The sequence below is a fragment of the Xanthomonas hortorum genome, assembly GCF_011305375.1.
GTDB lineage: Bacteria > Pseudomonadota > Gammaproteobacteria > Xanthomonadales > Xanthomonadaceae > Xanthomonas > Xanthomonas hortorum_E.
Genome location: NZ_VCME01000008.1, coordinates 16218 through 32449, shown reverse-complemented (window position 1 = coordinate 32449; position 16232 = coordinate 16218). Strand labels below are relative to the sequence as shown.

At 65.1% G+C, this 16232-nt stretch carries 15 protein-coding genes; 8 read left to right on the top strand and 7 right to left on the bottom strand.

From position 1 onward, the window contains the following. The first annotated feature begins 68 nt into the window (after positions 1 to 68). Complete coding sequence (locus FFY45_RS09705) at positions 69 to 1232, top strand: zinc-dependent alcohol dehydrogenase (RefSeq protein WP_176340282.1); 1164 nt, start codon at positions 69 to 71, stop codon at positions 1230 to 1232. A 78-nt stretch (positions 1233 to 1310) separates the two neighbouring features. On the opposite strand, the gene FFY45_RS09700 is transcribed toward FFY45_RS09705, so the two are convergent. Further along, positions 1311 to 1478, bottom strand: coding sequence for a hypothetical protein (locus tag FFY45_RS09700; protein WP_176340281.1), 168 nt, complete (start codon positions 1476 to 1478; stop codon positions 1311 to 1313). Between the two features lie 323 nt (positions 1479 to 1801). On the opposite strand from FFY45_RS09700, the gene FFY45_RS09695 reads away from it, so the two are divergent. Together FFY45_RS09695 and FFY45_RS09690 are read left to right on the top strand one after the other, a co-directional pair. After that, positions 1802 to 2053, top strand: coding sequence for a YkgJ family cysteine cluster protein (locus tag FFY45_RS09695; protein ID WP_006449501.1), 252 nt, complete (start codon positions 1802 to 1804; stop codon positions 2051 to 2053). Positions 2054 to 2062: 9 nt separating this feature from the next. Continuing rightward, complete coding sequence (locus tag FFY45_RS09690) at positions 2063 to 2332, top strand: hypothetical protein (protein ID WP_176340280.1); 270 nt, start codon at positions 2063 to 2065, stop codon at positions 2330 to 2332. Positions 2333 to 2508: 176 nt separating this feature from the next. On the opposite strand, the gene FFY45_RS09685 is transcribed toward FFY45_RS09690, so the two are convergent. Next, positions 2509 to 2721: a hypothetical protein gene (locus FFY45_RS09685; RefSeq protein WP_006449499.1), complete on the bottom strand. Its 213-nt coding sequence runs from the start codon at positions 2719 to 2721 to the stop codon at positions 2509 to 2511. 278 nt (positions 2722 to 2999) lie between these two features. After that, positions 3000 to 3911: a LysR family transcriptional regulator gene (locus FFY45_RS09680; RefSeq protein WP_176340279.1), complete on the bottom strand. Its 912-nt coding sequence runs from the start codon at positions 3909 to 3911 to the stop codon at positions 3000 to 3002. Between the two features lie 103 nt (positions 3912 to 4014). Between FFY45_RS09680 and FFY45_RS09675 the strand changes: the two genes are divergently transcribed. From FFY45_RS09675 to FFY45_RS09655, 5 genes are all read left to right on the top strand, one after another. Beyond that, positions 4015 to 5214 carry an MFS transporter gene (locus tag FFY45_RS09675; RefSeq protein ID WP_176340278.1) on the top strand — a complete coding sequence of 400 codons (1200 nt, stop codon included), beginning with the start codon at positions 4015 to 4017 and terminating at the stop codon, positions 5212 to 5214. Positions 5215 to 5560: 346 nt separating this feature from the next. Then, the gene (locus FFY45_RS09670; protein ID WP_176340277.1) at positions 5561 to 6298 is read left to right on the top strand and encodes a DUF3348 domain-containing protein; all 738 of its coding nucleotides are present in this window, start codon (positions 5561 to 5563) and stop codon (positions 6296 to 6298) included. Positions 6299 to 6308: 10 nt separating this feature from the next. Further along, positions 6309 to 8990 carry a DUF802 domain-containing protein gene (locus FFY45_RS09665; RefSeq protein WP_176340276.1) on the top strand — a complete coding sequence of 894 codons (2682 nt, stop codon included), beginning with the start codon at positions 6309 to 6311 and terminating at the stop codon, positions 8988 to 8990. Beyond that, positions 8987 to 9661, top strand: coding sequence for an OmpA family protein (locus tag FFY45_RS09660; RefSeq protein WP_115039627.1), 675 nt, complete (start codon positions 8987 to 8989; stop codon positions 9659 to 9661). The genes FFY45_RS09665 and FFY45_RS09660 overlap by 4 nt, the downstream gene beginning before the upstream one ends. Beyond that, positions 9658 to 10308: a DUF2894 domain-containing protein gene (locus FFY45_RS09655; RefSeq protein ID WP_176340275.1), complete on the top strand. Its 651-nt coding sequence runs from the start codon at positions 9658 to 9660 to the stop codon at positions 10306 to 10308. Before FFY45_RS09660 ends, FFY45_RS09655 begins: the two co-directional genes overlap by 4 nt. A gap of 83 nt (positions 10309 to 10391) precedes the next feature. Here the strand turns inward: FFY45_RS09655 and FFY45_RS09650 are convergent, their stop codons facing one another. The 4 genes from FFY45_RS09650 to FFY45_RS09635 form a co-directional block, all read right to left on the bottom strand. After that, the gene (locus tag FFY45_RS09650) at positions 10392 to 12560 is read right to left on the bottom strand and encodes a TonB-dependent siderophore receptor (RefSeq protein ID WP_176340274.1); all 2169 of its coding nucleotides are present in this window, start codon (positions 12558 to 12560) and stop codon (positions 10392 to 10394) included. Between the two features lie 86 nt (positions 12561 to 12646). Further along, positions 12647 to 13915 carry a DUF3526 domain-containing protein gene (locus tag FFY45_RS09645; RefSeq protein ID WP_176340273.1) on the bottom strand — a complete coding sequence of 423 codons (1269 nt, stop codon included), beginning with the start codon at positions 13913 to 13915 and terminating at the stop codon, positions 12647 to 12649. After that, complete coding sequence (locus FFY45_RS09640) at positions 13915 to 15351, bottom strand: ABC transporter permease (protein ID WP_176340272.1); 1437 nt, start codon at positions 15349 to 15351, stop codon at positions 13915 to 13917. The genes FFY45_RS09645 and FFY45_RS09640 overlap by 1 nt, the downstream gene beginning before the upstream one ends. A 10-nt stretch (positions 15352 to 15361) precedes the next feature. Next, positions 15362 to 16102: an ABC transporter ATP-binding protein gene (locus FFY45_RS09635; protein WP_176340271.1), complete on the bottom strand. Its 741-nt coding sequence runs from the start codon at positions 16100 to 16102 to the stop codon at positions 15362 to 15364. Positions 16103 to 16232 lie beyond the last annotated feature (130 nt).

Sequence of the window (16232 nt, the reverse complement as noted above, 5' to 3'; positions counted from 1 at the left end):
GGGCTTAACGATGCTGCACGAACACTGCATGGGTTGCCGCGCATAGACGGCCTTTTCGGGAGATCTCAATGCTTGCCCTTAACTATCACGGCTCACGCGATGTACGGGTTGAAACCGTGCCGGATCCGGTGCTTGTCGAACGCGACGATCTGATCCTGCGCGTCACCGCAACGGCCATCTGCGGCTCGGACCTGCATCTGTATCGCGGCAAGATTCCCGATCTGCGCCATGGCGACATTCTCGGCCATGAATTCATGGGCATCGTCGAAGACGTTGGCCCCGATGTCACTGCAGTCAAACCGGGCGACCGCGTGGTGATTCCGTTCGTGGTCGCCTGCGGGCGCTGCTTCCACTGCGTGCTGCAGGAATTTTCCGCGTGCGAAACCACCAACACCGGCAAGGGCGCGGCATTGAATCACAAGGACATGCGCCCACCGGCGGCCTTGTTCGGCTTCAGCCATCTCTACGGTGGTCTGTCGGGCGGGCAGGCCGAATACGTGCGTGTGCCCAAGGCCAACGTCGGCCCGCTGGTGGTGCCAGATGTCCTGCATGACGAGCAGGTGTTGTTCCTGTCCGACATCTTGCCCACCGGTTATCAAGCCGTGGTCGATGCCGGGGTCAAACAAGGCTCCACCGTGGCCATCTTCGGCGCCGGCCCGGTCGGTCTGATGGCCGCAGCGTGCTGCCGCATGCTGGGCGCCGAACGTATCTTCATGGTCGACCACCACGCGTATCGGCTCGACTTCGCCTCCAAGGCGTATGGCGTCATCCCGATCAACTTCGACGAGATCGACGACCCGGCCGATGTGATCGTCTCGCAGACCGATGGCCGCGGCGTGGATGCCAGCATCGAAGCGGTGGGCTTCGAGGCCGAAGGCAGCGCGGTGGAAACCGCACTGACCACCTTGAAGCTGGAAGGCAGCAGCGGTGTGGCGATCCGCCAATGCATCGCGGCGACGCGTCGTTGCGGCGTGGTCAGCGTGCCGGGCGTGTATGCCGGCTTCATTCACGCTTTCCTGTTCGGCGATGCGTTCGACAAGGGGCTCACCTTCAAGATGGGCCAGACCCATGTGCAGAAACATATGCCGCAGTTGCTGGAACATATCGGCAACGGCGACCTCAAGCCGAGCGCGATCATTTCGCACCGCATGCCGTTGACCGACGCAGCGCGCGGCTACGAATTGTTCGACAAGAAGCAGGACGATTGCCGCAAGGTCGTGCTGACGCCGTAACCGCTGGCGAACAGGCAAACACAAGCGGCGCACTCGATGAGTGCGCCGCTTGTCTAACTCACTCGTTCGGGATGCGGATCAATCCAGCGGTTTGGCCGGTACGAACGGCGACACAGGATCGCTGGCCGGGAAGGTCTCTTCCAGCGCATCGTCCTGCAGCGCATCCTGCTTTTCTTTCTCGCTGCGCTGGTCGTCGTGATCGCTGCTGTGGTCGGGCGTGGACGAGGTTTGATTCAAGGTGCTCATCGAGGATTTCCTGGCTAGGTGGATGCAGACTGCGCCACGCTACGGCGATGCAGCGATGACGCGGGTGAAAGCGGTCTTCGCATCGAGGCGACAAAGGCAACGCATTCCGCAAGCCCGCTGCGCGGCGCACCTGCATCGCATGCGCTGCGGCGTAACCGCCAAGCCATGCAAAGCGAATCCGGGGGCACGGTTCACACCCTGGCTCGCCCAGGGTGTATGGTGCAGAGGCGGCCGGAGCCCGGTGTCGCCTTCACTACTATCTGGCCTTCTCCATCAAGAATCTCTGCGAACGCTGCGACGCCGTCTGTTGCCGGCTCACCGTCATGGTCGACTCAACCGACCGCATTCCCAACCATCTGACCACCGTGACGCCGCAAGGCTGGCACGTGATGGCGCGTGACGAGGAAGGCTGGTGCGTGGCCATCGATGCTGCGCGCATGTGTTGCTCGATCTACGACACACGGCCGGCCATCTGCCGCCGTTTCGTCATGTCCGGCCCGTATTGCCGCGACGTGCGTGCCACCTACGACGATCAGCGCCGCCGGGGCATTCCCTTGACGCTCTACAACGCATGAGGATTTGCGATGAATAATTCCCGCCGCCAGTCGATGACCGTGAGCAATCAGCCAGGCAAGCCGCGCTTGTCCGAACAGCGCCTGGCTGCTGATCTGGAAGCGTTTCAGCAGTCCGGTGGCGCGATCGAGCGTCTGGGCGACACGCCGCTGCGTCGTGACAAGAAGCGCGGCGAGTCCGACGCTGCGCCGGCTGCAGCCGTCGCCGCAAAGCCGGCAGTCAAGACAACCGACGCGTCTGAAGAAACGACAGAGACAACCGAAACAACCGACGTCAAGTAAGCCACGCGTCGCGGTGGCAGCCCACCTGCGCTGTGGCTGTCGCTGCTGGATGTTGATGATGGATGCTGGTGCGCGCTGCAGCCGGCTAAAGAGACAACGCCAGCCATCGTCGGCTTCGACAAGGGCCTGCGCCTGACAGGCAAACCGGCATCGCCGGCAAACGACGCAATCTGCAGTTACAGCAGCTGCGCGCGCTTGATCACGCCAAGCCCCTGCGCCAGGGACGCCATTTCATTGGCCAGCGCGATCACGTCGCCGCCGGCTTGCGCGGCACTGGTCATGATGCGCTGATACGCGTCCCAGAAGTCCGGTCCATTGCCATAGGCATCGTGGAACCCTTGCAACTCCAGGACCATGAGATCGGACACTTGCATGTCGGAGCGATCCATTGCGGTCACCTCGTTGGGGAATCGTCCCCGGCCCGCAGCCTACACGCGTTCACCTTACAAAACAGGGTCGACCGCAAGACAGTGGATTTGAAGCTGAATTGGTTAGAGAGCACGCGCACACCGGCGTGAGCGGCTCGATCTGGCGTGCTGCAACGTGCTGCTGCGTAATGACGCGCTTACCAATGCTCACCTTGAATTGCGCTGCAACCAACGCTAGTGGACGCATAGGGTGCACAACCCGATGCAGCGCACGCCTCAGGCTTCGCTACGCACGACCATCACGCCGCATCCCGCAAGCCCTGCTGCAGGCATTCCAGCAAGCGGCTCAGCTTGGGCAACAACTGGCGCGCGCGCATCCACACCAGATGCAGCGGCAGGCCTTCGGTATCGCACTGCGGCAGCACTGCAACCAGGCTGCCGCGCTGCAGATGGTGATCGATCAACCAGGTCGGCAGTTGCGCGATGCCCAGCCCGGCCGCCACCGCATCCACCTGCGCTTCTGCATTGCCGAACACCACCCGCGCGTCCATCGCGCGTTGTTCCACTGGTCCTGCGCCATGCCGCAGCAACCACGGGCTACTGCTGCCATCGGCCTTGCCGTACAGCACCGCGTCGTGCGCCATCAATGCAGCGATGCTGTCGGGCGTGCCACGGTGCGCCAGATACTGCGGCGCAGCGCAGAACACGCGTTTTTCATGGCCCAGATAACGGTGGCCCAGACTGCTGTGCCACTGATCCGGCCCACCGATGCGCACTGCGATGTCGATGCCTTCTTCGGCCATGTCGACGAAGCGATCGGTGAACGAAATGCTTGGCTGCAGGCCGGGATAGCGCTGGAAGAACGGCAGCAACACCGGCAGTACCTTGCGCCGGCCGAAGCTCACCGGCAGGTCCAGCCGCAGCCGGCCGGTGGGCGCCTGGCCTTCGGCGCGCAGTACGTGCTCGGCCTCTTCCAGCTCGTCGAGCACCTTGACGCAGACCCGGTAGAACGCCGCGCCGGCATCGGTCAGCGCCAGCCGCCGGGTGGTGCGCGCGAACAGGCGCACGCCCAGGCGTGCTTCCAGGCGGGCGATGGCCTTGCCCACTGCCGAGCTGGTCAGGCTGAGCCGCTCGGCAGCGGCGGTGAAGCTGCCGGCATCGGCGGCGCTGACGAAGATGTCGATGCCTTTGACGCGTTCGGAAGGATGCATAACGGCGGATTCGAGAAATGAGATCCGCAATGTACGGAAAATAATCCCGATATACGACTTAAATTCTTTCCTATCATGGCCAGCCCACACTGCGGCGCATGCCATGTCTGCTGTCCGTTCCACCACGTCCACCGCGTCTGCCACTAACGCGCCAGCCACCACGCGCAGCGGGCTGGCGATCTTCATCCTGGCATTTGCCGCGTTTGTGATCGTCACCACCGAGTACCTGATCGTCGGGCTGCTGCCCGGCCTTGCGCGCGATATGGAAATTTCCATTTCCGCCGCCGGCCAGCTGGTGACGCTGTTCGCCTTCACCGTGATGCTGTTCGGCCCGCCGCTGACCGCGTGGCTGTCGCATGTGGATCGCAAGCGCCTGTTTATCGCGATCCTGCTGGTGTTTGCGGTCTCCAACGCGGTGGCCGCGCTGGCGCCCAACATCTGGGTGCTGGCCTTGGCGCGTTTTATCCCGGCGCTGACATTGCCGGTGTTCTGGGGCACCGCCAGCGAGACCGCCGGGCAACTGGCCGGGCCACAGCACGCCGGGCGCGCGGTATCGCGGGTGTATCTGGGCATTTCGGCGGCGTTGTTGTTCGGCATTCCGCTGGGCACGGTGGCGGCCAACAGCATCGGCTGGCGCGGCGCGTTCTGGATTCTGGCCGCCTTGTCGCTGGCGATGGCCGCCGCGCTGGCGGTATGGATGCCAACGGTGGCCCGCAGCGCACGGGTGAATCTGCGCCAGCAGGCCGGCATCTTCACCGAGCGCTTTTTCTTGGCCAATGTGGCGCTGTCGGTCGTGGTGTTCACCGCCATGTTCACCGCCTACACCTATCTGGCCGACCTGCTGGAACGCAGCGTGGGCGTGCCGGCGGCGAACGTGGGCTGGTGGCTGATGGGCTTTGGCGCGATCGGTCTGATCGGCAATTGGCTCGGCGGCCGGGTGGTGGATCGCTCGCCGCTGCGCGCCACCGCGGTGTTCCTGCTGCTGCTCGCGCTGGGCATGGCGGTGTGCGTGCCGGTGGCCAAGACCGGCGTGCTGCTCTCTCTGACCCTGGCGGTCTGGGGCATTGCCTATACCGCGCTGTTTCCGATCAGCCAGGTGCGGGTGATGAACTCGGTGACCCATTCGCAGGCGCTGGCCGGCACCACCAATGTGTCGGCGGCCAATGCAGGCATCGGCATCGGCGCGATCATCGGCGGGCTGGTGATTCCGGCTTGGGGCCTGGGCAGCATCGGCTATGTGGCCGCTGCGGTGGCACTGCTGGGCGTGGTGCTGATTCCGTTGGTGCATCGCGCCCGGCGTTGAGATGTCAGCCCCGGTGATGGTCTCCACCACGCCGGGCGAGCGTGACGACTTGTTTGCCGGGATCGGTGCGTTGCGGGCCAGGCGATGTCTGACCCGCAACCGTGGTTTCGCTCGATATGCATGACCGCGAGCGCGTGCCGAGCCAGATATCGCTGCAGATGGGCCTCTGTTCGAGTGCTGTGCACCCTTTCTATCGCCGCGCTGCGCACTGAAATCCCACGCCCGCCTCCACACCAGGCCGGCTGAATGCCGCCAGGATCGGGCCTGCCGGCAGGCCCGCAACTGCTGCGCAAAGCGCCGAATGGCGCACATTCCCGTGTAAAATGCGCGGTCTTTGACCGGAAGAATGGCGAAAGTTTCTCCACGGGCGCCCCTCTCGGGCCCGGCGTTCATTCGCCTGCTTGCTCGCCTCAGCGACGTCCACGTTGCCCAGTCCAACCACGCGCTTGCCGATCGGCTGAGCCAGTGGATCGACTGGACGCGCGCGGTGGCGGTGTCCAAGGCGCTGGATGGCAAGCTGCCCGAGACCGACGATCTCCCCGAGCCGCGTCCTGCCGACGCCCAGGCCTGCGCACGCGTGCGCGCCGGGTTGGCGACCAGCAGCGTGGCCGATCTGGATGCGCTGGTCGTGCGCCTGCGTAGCGAGGCGCGCAACGCCACCGATCTCCAGGCGCCTGCCCCAATGCCCGACTACGCACCCTTCCGGCAGCACTACCTCGCCATGCAACGCGCGATGCGCACCGCCACCGGCGATCTGCGTGGCCGTCTGCGCGACATGCTGGCATTGGCGTCCAACGAGATGGCGCGGCTGGCCGAAGTGGATGCGGCGATGGAACTCACCCTGAGCCCGCGCGAGCAGAGCTTGTTGAACACCGTGCCGAGCCTGCTCGGTACACATTTCGAGCGTCTGCGCGATGCCGCGCACACACCGCATTCGCCAGCCGATAGCGATGCCACGCCACGCGCGGTCTCCGATGGCTGGCTGGATGTGTTTCGCAAAGACATGCAGAGCGTGTTGCTCGCCGAGCTGGATGTTCGTTTTCACCCGATCGAAGGCCTGCTTGCAGCGCTTCGTACCCGCTAACTGGGACCTCATGTTCAGAACTCTTGTACACGTGTGTGTGTTTCTCGTCGGCCTGTTGGCGGTTTGCTGGGTCGGCATCGGCTATCTCGGCTCCAATCCGCTGGGCGCCTGCATCGCAGCGGTGATCGGCGCCTGTTATGTGGCCGGCGCATTGGAGCTGTACCGCTATCGCCAGGCCAGCGCGACGCTGGACGAAGCCGTCGCCGCATTGACCACCGCACCGTCGGCATTGAGCGAATGGCTGGAGCGCCTGCACCCAAGCCTGCGCAATGCGGTGCGCCTGCGCATCAAGGGCGAGCGCGTCGCCTTGTCCGCACCGGTGCTGACGCCGTATCTGGTCGGCCTGCTGGTGTTGCTGGGCATGCTCGGCACCCTGCTCGGCATGATGGCCACGCTCAAGGGCACCGGCTTCGCATTGCAGAGCGCCACCGACCTGCAGGCCATTCGTGGCTCGCTGGCGGCACCGGTGGAAGGCCTGGCGTTCGCGTTCGGCACCTCCATTGCCGGCGTTGCGACCTCGGCGATGCTGGGGCTGTTGTCGGCATTGTGCCGGCGCGAGCGGCTGCAGGTTGTGCAGCGGCTGGATCTGAAGATCGCATCCGAACTGCACCCGCACTCGGACGCGCATCAGCGTGGCGAAGTGTTCAAGCTGCAGCAGCAGCAAAGCGCCTTGATGCCGACGCTGATCGATCGGCTGCAAACGCTGATGAGCACCATCGAACAGCAAAGCATCGCCGCCGATGAACGTCTGGCCGCACAGCAGGCCGAGTTCCACGCCAGAAGCGAAGCGGCGTATGCGCGCCTGGCCACGGCGATGGAGCAATCATTGCAAGCCGGCGTGGCAGAGAGCGCACGCGCGGTAGGCGCGGCCTTGCAGCCGGCGATGGAAGCCACCATGGCCAGCATCGCGCGCGACACCGCCGCGCTGCACGAGCGCGTCACGCACGCCGTACAACAGCAACTGGATGGCATCACCAGCGGCTTCCAGCACAGCGCCAGCGCAGCGGCCGAGCACTGGACCACGGCCCTGGCCGCACAGGAACGCGCGCAGCACGCGCTCAATGCGCAGTTGCAGACCACGCTGGAGCAGATCGCCCAGCAAACCACCGCATTGCAGGATGGCGTGGGCACGGCCGTGCAGCAGCAATTGCACGGCATCAACGCAGGCTTCCAGGCTGGTGCGCAAAGCGCAGCCGAGCAGTGGCAAACCGCATTGGCCGCACAGGAGCGTGCGCAGCAAGCGCTCACCGAGCAGTTGCAGCACATGCTGGAACAGATCGATCAGCGCAGCATCGCTGTGCAGGACGGCGTGACGCAGGCGGTGCAGCAGCAGTTGAGCGCACTCAATGACGGGTTTGAACGCAGCAACGCCGCCACTGCCGACAACTGGGCGGCAGTGCTGGCCGAGCAACAACGCGCAAGCGCAGTATTAAGCACGCAATTGCACGCCACGTTTGAGCAACTTGCGCAGCAGACCACGGCGCTGCAGGACGGCGTGCAGCAGGCCGTGCAGCAACAACTCGATGGGCTGAGCAGCGGCCTGGAAACCAGCACCGCCGCTGCAGCCGCCACGTGGACCGCGGCAGTGGCCGAACAGCAACGTTCGAATCACGTGCTCACGCAGGAATTGCAGACCACGCTCACGCAGTTCGCCAGCACCTTCGATGCACGCTCCAGCGCCTTGGTCGATGCGGTATCCAAGCGCATGGATCAGTCCAGCAACGAGACGGCCAGTGCATGGACCGACGCACTGGCGCAGCAACAAGACGCCAGCGCGGCATTGGCCAACCAGCACCAGAGTGCACTCGCTGCCGCCACTGCCAGCTTCGATGCGCATGCCGCTGCCCTGGTCGGCACCTTGCAGCAATCGCATACCGACCTGCAGGCCGCATTGGAAGCCCGCGACACCCAGCGCCTGGCGCTGTGGAGCGAGCGTTTTACCGCGATGAGCGCGGACCTGAGCATGCAGTGGGAACGCACCGGCGAGCGTGTCACCCAACAACAGCAGACCATCTGCGACACCCTGGCCAGCACCGCCAGCGAGCTGTCCACGCAGGCGCAGGCGCAGGCCAGCGCCACCATCACCGAAGTATCGCGCCTGATGCAGATCGCCTCCGAAGCACCCAAGGCCGCCGCCGACGTGGTGGCCGAGCTGCGCCAGAACCTGTCCGAGAGCATGGTGCGCGACACCGCCATGCTGGAAGAGCGCAGCAAGCTGCTGGCCACGCTGGACACCTTGCTCAACGCGGTCAATCACGCCTCCACCGAACAACGCGAAGCGGTGGATGCGCTGGTCACCACCTCGGCCGATCTGCTGCAACGCGTGGGCACCCAGCTCACCGAACAGATCGGCAGCGAGACCGGCAAGCTCGGCGCAGTGGCCGCGCATGTCAGTGGCAGCGCGGTGGAAGTGGCCAGCCTGGGCGAGGCCTTCGGCATGGCGGTGCAGCTGTTCAGTGGCGCCACCAGCGAGCTCAACGAACGCCTGCAACACGTGGCCAGCGCACTGGATGCCTCGCTGGCGCGCAGCGACGATCAATTGGCGTATTACGTGGCACAGGCGCGCGAGGTGGTCGACCTCAGCATGCTCTCGCAAAAGCAGATCATCGAAGAACTGCGTCAGCTCGATCGCGGTCGCAGCGACGCCGGCGATACAGGCGATGCCGATAGCAGCCAGGCCACCACGGCATGAGCGATGAGATCGACATCGACGGCGAATCGGGCACACCGATCTGGGCCGCCTTCGGCGACCTGATGTCGGTGCTGCTGGGCGCGTTCGTGCTGATCCTGGTCGGGGTGATCGGTGTGCAATTGCAGCTCTCCAGCCGCCTGGACGAAGAGGTCAAGCAACGTCAGGTTGAAGCGCAGCGTCGCAAGACGCTGGAACAAGCCCTGGCCGCACCGCTGGCGGCCGGCCGCGTAACCCTGGTCGATGGCCGCATCGGCATCCGCGGCAATGTGTTGTTCGCGTTCAATTCCGATCAGTTGCAGCCGGAGGGCCGCGAGGTGCTGAAGACGCTGGCTGGCCCGCTGGCCGAGTACCTGGCCTCACGCGAAGAGATCCTGATGGTCAGCGGCTTTACCGACGACCGCCCGGTGCTGGGTGGCAATCGCCGCTACGCCGACAACTGGGAACTGTCCGCGCAACGCGCGCTCACCGTGACCCGCGCATTGATCGCCGAGGGCGTGCCGGCTTCGTCAGTGTTCGCTGCGGCGTTCGGCTCGCAACAGCCGGTGGATTCCAATGCCGATGAAACGCGCCGCGCCAGGAACCGGCGTGTGGAGATTGCACCGATTGCGCGTCCTTCCACCTCGCGCGCTTCCGCCACGTCACAGCCAACGCCGGCCGCAACCACGCGATGAGCACGCAGGCGACATCCGCACACGCGCGACTGGAGCGCTGGCGCAGCCAGGGTGACGACCGGCTGGATCCGGTGCGTTTCCATCTGATGGAAACACTGGCAGCACGTGCCGGCACGCAGGCCGATGCGGTGCGCGAAGTGCTGGAAGAAAAGTTGCGCAACTTGATCGATGCGTATGCGGCGGCAGTCAAGAAAGCAGCGCGCCGTCGTGCAACTACCGATACCGCGCAGCCGTTGCAACGCAGCGCGCTGGGCGCGTTGGCCGACCAGATGGCAGGCCATGCGGCGTTGATGGAGGTGGACAGCAGAAAGACCGCCACACCCGATGCCACGCTGTTTCCCGAGCTGCCGGCGCTGGAGGATTTCCGCCGTACCTGGACCACCGTACGCACCGCCAGCCAGGTGCGGCAATCGCTGCAGGAGGCACCCAAGGACGCCGGCCCGCTCAATTCCAGCGTGCTGGTGCATCGCTGCATCAGCCTGATGCGCGAATGCTCGCCCGGCTATCTGCAGCACTTCCTCGGCTATGTCGATGCGCTGTCGTGGCTGGAGCAACTGCACAGCGGCGGCACGTTGGCCAGCGATGACGCCGCACCCGCCGCGCCTGGCAAGAAGCGCAGCAAGCGTCCGTCCACGCGTCGCAACTAAGAGCGACTAACAAAACGACTGACGACCGCTCGCTACGTTTTGTTAGCCGCTCTAAGAGCAACCGATCGAACCCAAGGTCCGTCTCAGAACCGCAACCGCACACCCACCGTCCAGCTGCGTGGCGCGCCGGGATACACCCATTGTTCGCTGTACGAGAACGCTGCGTAGCGGCGGTCGGTGAAGTTTTCGACCTTGGCATACAGGCGCAGCCGCTCGCTCAGATCGTAGTGGCCGACCAGCCGCCACACGGTATACGCAGGCAGCACGAAATCGGTATTGCTATCCACTGACCCCAGCCGCTCGCCGGTATGCGAGACGCCCACGCCCACCGCCGCACTGCGCTTGCCGGTCAACGGCTGCTCGTAGTTGATGAAGGCATTGCCACTGAAACGCGGCACATTCGGAAAACGTCGTCCCTCGGCCAGGCCGGTACCGGCGGCAGCCTCGCTGCTGCGCGTCACCTGCGAATCGGTGTAGGCCAGGCCCACCGACGCGGCCAGGCGCGGGGTCAGCCGCCCGAGCAGATCCAACTCCACACCCTGGCTGCGCATCTCGCCCACCGGCAGCGAAAAACTGGTGTCGGCCGGATCCAGGCTCAGCACGTCTTTCTTGTCGATGCGGAATGCCGCCAGCGTCGCTTCCAGGCCATCGCCGGGCTGCACGTATTTCAGCCCGGTTTCCAGCGAACGGCTTTTCTCCGGCGCAAAACTCTGCCCGTCCGCACCCACGCCACTGTTGGGGCGAAAGCCCGCCGCCGCGCTCGCATACAGCGACAACGCATCGTCGACATGGAAGATCACGCCCGCGCGCGGGCTGACCACGCCATCGGAGGCGCGCTGCGTGGTGCCGCGCAATTGGTTGTCGAGATCCTGCTGATAGTGGTCGTAGCGCAGGCCGAGCAAGGCCTTCCAGCGCGCGCCAAGATCGATCTGATCCTGTGCATACACGCCCCACACCTGTTGCCGCTCTTCGGTGTCGGTGATCGTGGCCAGCCGCCCCGGCTGAACCACACCGTACTGCGGTGCGAGCACGTCGATGCTGTACGGTGTGGCCGCAGAGCGGGCACGCTGCTGAAAACGGCTGTCGTCGAAGCGATTGCCGTCGACACCGAACAACACGTTGTGGGTGACGCGGCCCGCCTGCAAGGTGCCAAGCAATTCGGCACGCCCGGCGATATCGCGGCCCTGGTAATCGCGGTAGCGACGCTCGCGGCGCAACGTGCGGTCGTCGGCCTGCAGCGTCCACGGCTCGGTCGAGAATCCGCGCATGCCGCTGTCGCGATAGGTCGCACCGCCCTGCAGCGACCAGGTCTGATTCAAGCCGTGCACTACAAACACCTGGTGCCCGGTGGAATGCAGATCGATATCGCCATCGCGCGGCTCGCCCAGAAAACGCGACGCCGGCAGCCGATTGGCATCGCCATCGATGGCGGTGACGCCACGATCGAACGGCGCATGGATGCGCACGAATTCAAGCTCATACGACACCGTGGTATCGGGCGTCGGCATCCATAACAACGACGGCGCCAGCAAGGTGTTATCGCTATCGACGGTGTCGCGGAAGCTGTGCTGATCCTTGTACATCGCATTCAGGCGATAGGCCAGGTTCTCGCCCAGCGGGCCGGTGCTGTCGATCGCAGCGCGATAACTGTCGAAGCGCCCTGCGGACAGATCCACACTGTGCTGCGGCTGGAACAAGGGCTTTTTGGTGACGATATTGACCGCCCCACCCGGCTCGCCGCGCCCGTACAACGCCGAGGCCGGGCCCTTGATCACTTCGATGCTTTGCGTGTTGGCCGCATCGCGCAGGCCGTTGTAACCGCGGCTGGCATTGAAGCCGTTGACCATGTAATCCGAACTGAAATTCGGGTCGCCGGTGAAACCGCGCATCGAGTAGCTATCCCACAGACCGCCCAGGTTATTGGCCTTGGTGATGCCGCTGGCCATCTCCAGCGCGCCGGCCAGATCGTTGACACCGGCATCCTCCAGCAAGGTCTGATCGAGCACGCGCGCACTGATCGGCAGATCGCGCAGCGGCGCATCGGTCTTGGTGGCGCCGGTGACGCTCAATGCGCGGTACGGCGTGTACTGGCTGCGCACCTGCACCGCATCCAGATCGCGCGCCTGCGGCTCGGCGGCGGCGGCGGCGGCGGCGGCGGCGGCGGCGGCGCAGGCAATGATGCATGCGCAGGCCAACATGCTGAGCAACGGCACGGTGTGTGGCATGCGTTGGCGCGACGAGAACACGGACATCGGGCAGGACTCCTGAAGGACTCAGGCACGCAATGCCCGGGTCGCAAGTGAAAGAACCAAAGGTGATGGGTGAAACGCAACTGCCGCTATGACGCGGGATCGGCTCTTGCATCGAAACGCGGCGCACGCCCGAAGTCCTCGCGCGTAAATGGCCGGTCGCGAAACAGATAGCCGTAGTAGAACGTCCGCAACGCCTGGTGATAGGCGCGAATGCGATCTTGATAGGCCAACTGCGCGCATAGATCGGTACCTGCCAGGCGCGTCAACGCAGCCTGCAACGCAACCGGTGGCAGCGCGCTGGCCACGCGCTGCGCCAGCGCTTCGCGTCGTTGCAAACCTTGCCGATACGCCGCGACCTGCGGCGCCACCTGCTGATCGCCGTTTTCGTGGAAGGCGAAATACCACTTGTAATGGAACGCGCTGGTCAGCGGCGCAGAATCTGCCCACTGCGGGTTCTGCGCGTAGAAGGCCCGCATGGTGTCCTGGCGCGGAATATCCCAGGCGTGGTTGACCGCCTCGCGCTGCAGCCGCGCGATCTCGCTACCCTGGTTGACCGGCACCGCCTGATTGATCGCCACATGCGCCAGCGCCGGTGCGACCAGTGCCAGCACCACCCAGCAGCTGGCCAAGGCGGTGGCGTGCGCTGCGGGGCGCCAGTGGATGCGCCCGACCAGCACCGCCAGCAACACCCAGAACAGCAGATAGACGCAGCTCAGTGCCAGCACCGCGAGTTGTTGCAGCAGCGGCACCGCATTGAGGGTCGCGGCAATGGCAAACGGCACGCTCAGGCACACCAGCACCGCAGCGGCACGCACCACCACGCGCCGCACCAGCAACGCGGCTCCGGCACCCGGCAGCGCGGCCAGCATGCGTGCGCGCCCGGCCTCGCGTTCGCCCGAGCGCAGATCGAACAGCAACGCGATCACGAACAACGGCAGCAAAAACACCAGCACAAAGGCGTAGTCGAAGCGCCCGGCCAATGCCAACTCCGGGTTGTAGCTGTCGCCATCGTGGATCTGCGCCTCCAGGCCCAGCGCGCGAACACGCAGGATGTACGGCGAGACATCACGCATGCCCACCGCGGCGAAGGCCAATGGCGAGGGCACATCCCAGGTCGGGTGGAAGCTGTAGTAAGCCGCGCTGCCAGCGTCGTTGGTGCGCGCCACATAGTCCTCCACCGCTGCGATGTCTTCCTGCTGCAGCGCTGCGATGCCTGCGATGTTGTCGCGCTGCGCAGCGATGACGTGCTGGCCGGAGATCAGGCTGCACACCGTCAACAGGGCAAGCAACAGCAATCCGGCCACCGCGGCACGTGCACGCAGCAACAGCAGAAGTTCGTACTTCCACAGCACCATCAGCGCGCCACTCCCATACGCCGGCTCGCTGCGATCAGCATGCACAGCGCAGCCAGCAGCCAGGCGCCGACCAGGCCGAGCGCAGCGCCTGCAGCCCTCAGCACCTCTGTGGTGGCCGGCGGCTGGAAGGCGAACACCGGAATCTCATGCCAATGCGCGGAGGAGATGCGCTTGCGTTGGTCGGCGCCGGCATCCTGGGCGGTGTCGTCGGCCATGCTCACGGCGTCGGCCTGCAGTTGATTGAGCTGCTGCACCAGCCTGTAACGGTAACGCTCGGCCTGGATAAGAAAGCGCTCATGTGCGCGCAGATCGGTTTCCGCCAACGTCATCGAGAGGTCGCGCAGGGCAACCGTCGGGCTCAACAGGGCGAACGTGCGCACCAGCAGATTCTGTTCCTGCTGGATGGCCGAATCGCGTGCGGCATACCGTTCGAACAGGCTGGAGGTGAGCCGCTCGCCTTCCAGCGCGAGCAGGCCCTTGTAGTTCACCGGCAGGTCTTCCACGCGCTGTACACCGTAGCGTGTCAGGGTCTGCTGCTTGAACTGCGCAAAGTGCGGGTCGTCGGGATTGTGGCTGTCGCCGAGCGTGCGCAGATCGCGCTGGATTGCCACATCGGTTTCGAGGCGCGTGGGCAACCGATACGCGGCACTGGCTACATCCGGTGCCACGCGCGGCACCAGCAAGGCCAGCCACACCCACACCGCCAGCGATACCAGCAACGCATCGCGGCCGCGCCGGCACAGCATCGACACCGCCAGCACCAGCGCGCACCACACCAGCAGATAGACCGCATACGCCAGCACCAGCAGTACGACCCGCAGCGCCTGGCCCGGCAACAACGCGATGGGCACCAACCCGACCAAGGCCGGCAACAGGCACGCAGCGGCCACCGCGGCGAGCGCGAGATATTTGCCGCCAAACAATTGTCGGCGCGTCGCGCCCTGCAACAACAACGCACGCAGCGTGCCGGTTTCCTGCTCGCGTGCCACCGCGCCGTAGCCCAGAAACACCAGCATCAGCGGCGCCAAGACCTGCAGCACAAAGGCAGGCGTCAATTGACCGAAACGCACCAGCAGCGAACTCTGACGCACGTCGCCGAAGTTGGCGGTGTTCTGGCGATGGCCTTCCAGAAACATGCTGTTGCCGGTAAACGCATCCACGCCGGCATCGAACGCGGCCAAAGCCGGCAGCGGGCGATAGATGAAGTGACCGTAATGCACCACCCGATGCGGATGGCGGTCCGGCTGCGCCTCGAAGGCCTGTTGCGCGGCCAGTTGCTGGCGCGCGCGGAATTCGGCGACCTCGCGCTGATGATGCGCGGCGGTCAACGCCGCCACCAGCGTGAGCAGCATCAGCAACGCCACACCGATGGCGGCGGAACGGTTGCGCGCCATGAAGCGCAGTTCTTCGCGCGCGACCAACAGCACAGGACTCATACGGCAACGCTCATGCAGCCTGATCCTGCGGGCGCGCGAAGCGTGCATGCAAGGTGCGCACATCAAAGCCGCTGTCGCCGGCGCCGATTTCTTCGGCAATACGTCCGTTTTCCAGAAACCCGATCCGGTCGGCCACATCCACCGCACCAAGCAGGTCGTGGGTGACCATCAGCACCGCACCGCCGCGCTCACGCACACTGCTGACTAGGCGGTTGAAATCGGCGATGGCGCGCGGATCCAGACCGGAGGTGGGCTCGTCCAGCAGCAGCACCGGCACCTGGCGCAAGGTGGCGACCGCGATCGCCACTTTCTGGCGCATGCCTTTGGAAAATCCCGCCAGCCGCTGGCTCCAGGCTTCGCGTTGCAGACCGGCAGCGGCGAACGCCTGGCCGATCTCGGTTTGGCTGCGGCGTTGGCCGGCCAGCGCAAGCAGATAGTCGGCATTTTCGATTGCGCTCAGATGCTCGTAGAGCGCGACGTTTTCCGGCAGATAGGCCAGCCGCGCACGTGCGGCGCCGGGGTCGGCGACCGGGTCGATGCCATCGATCCGCAGGCTGCCGGAGGTGGGTTTGACGAAACCGAGCAGGGTGGAAAGCGTGGAGGATTTACCGGCGCCGTTGCCACCCAATAAGGCGTAGACACTACCCGGCGCGACCTGCAGATTCAGCCCCTGCAACACGGCGCGGCCGCGGTAGGCCACGTGGAGGTTACTGACGGAAATCGCGGAGGTCGGTGTAGCGCTGAAGGGCATGATAAGGAAGCTCGCCTGCTGAAATGATATGTTATCACATTAGATGCAGGTGCCTGCGCAGCGCCGCGCTCTTCCCCTTCGATCGAGACCCCTACGCCGCACATGACCTCCGATACGCGCCACTCCTGCC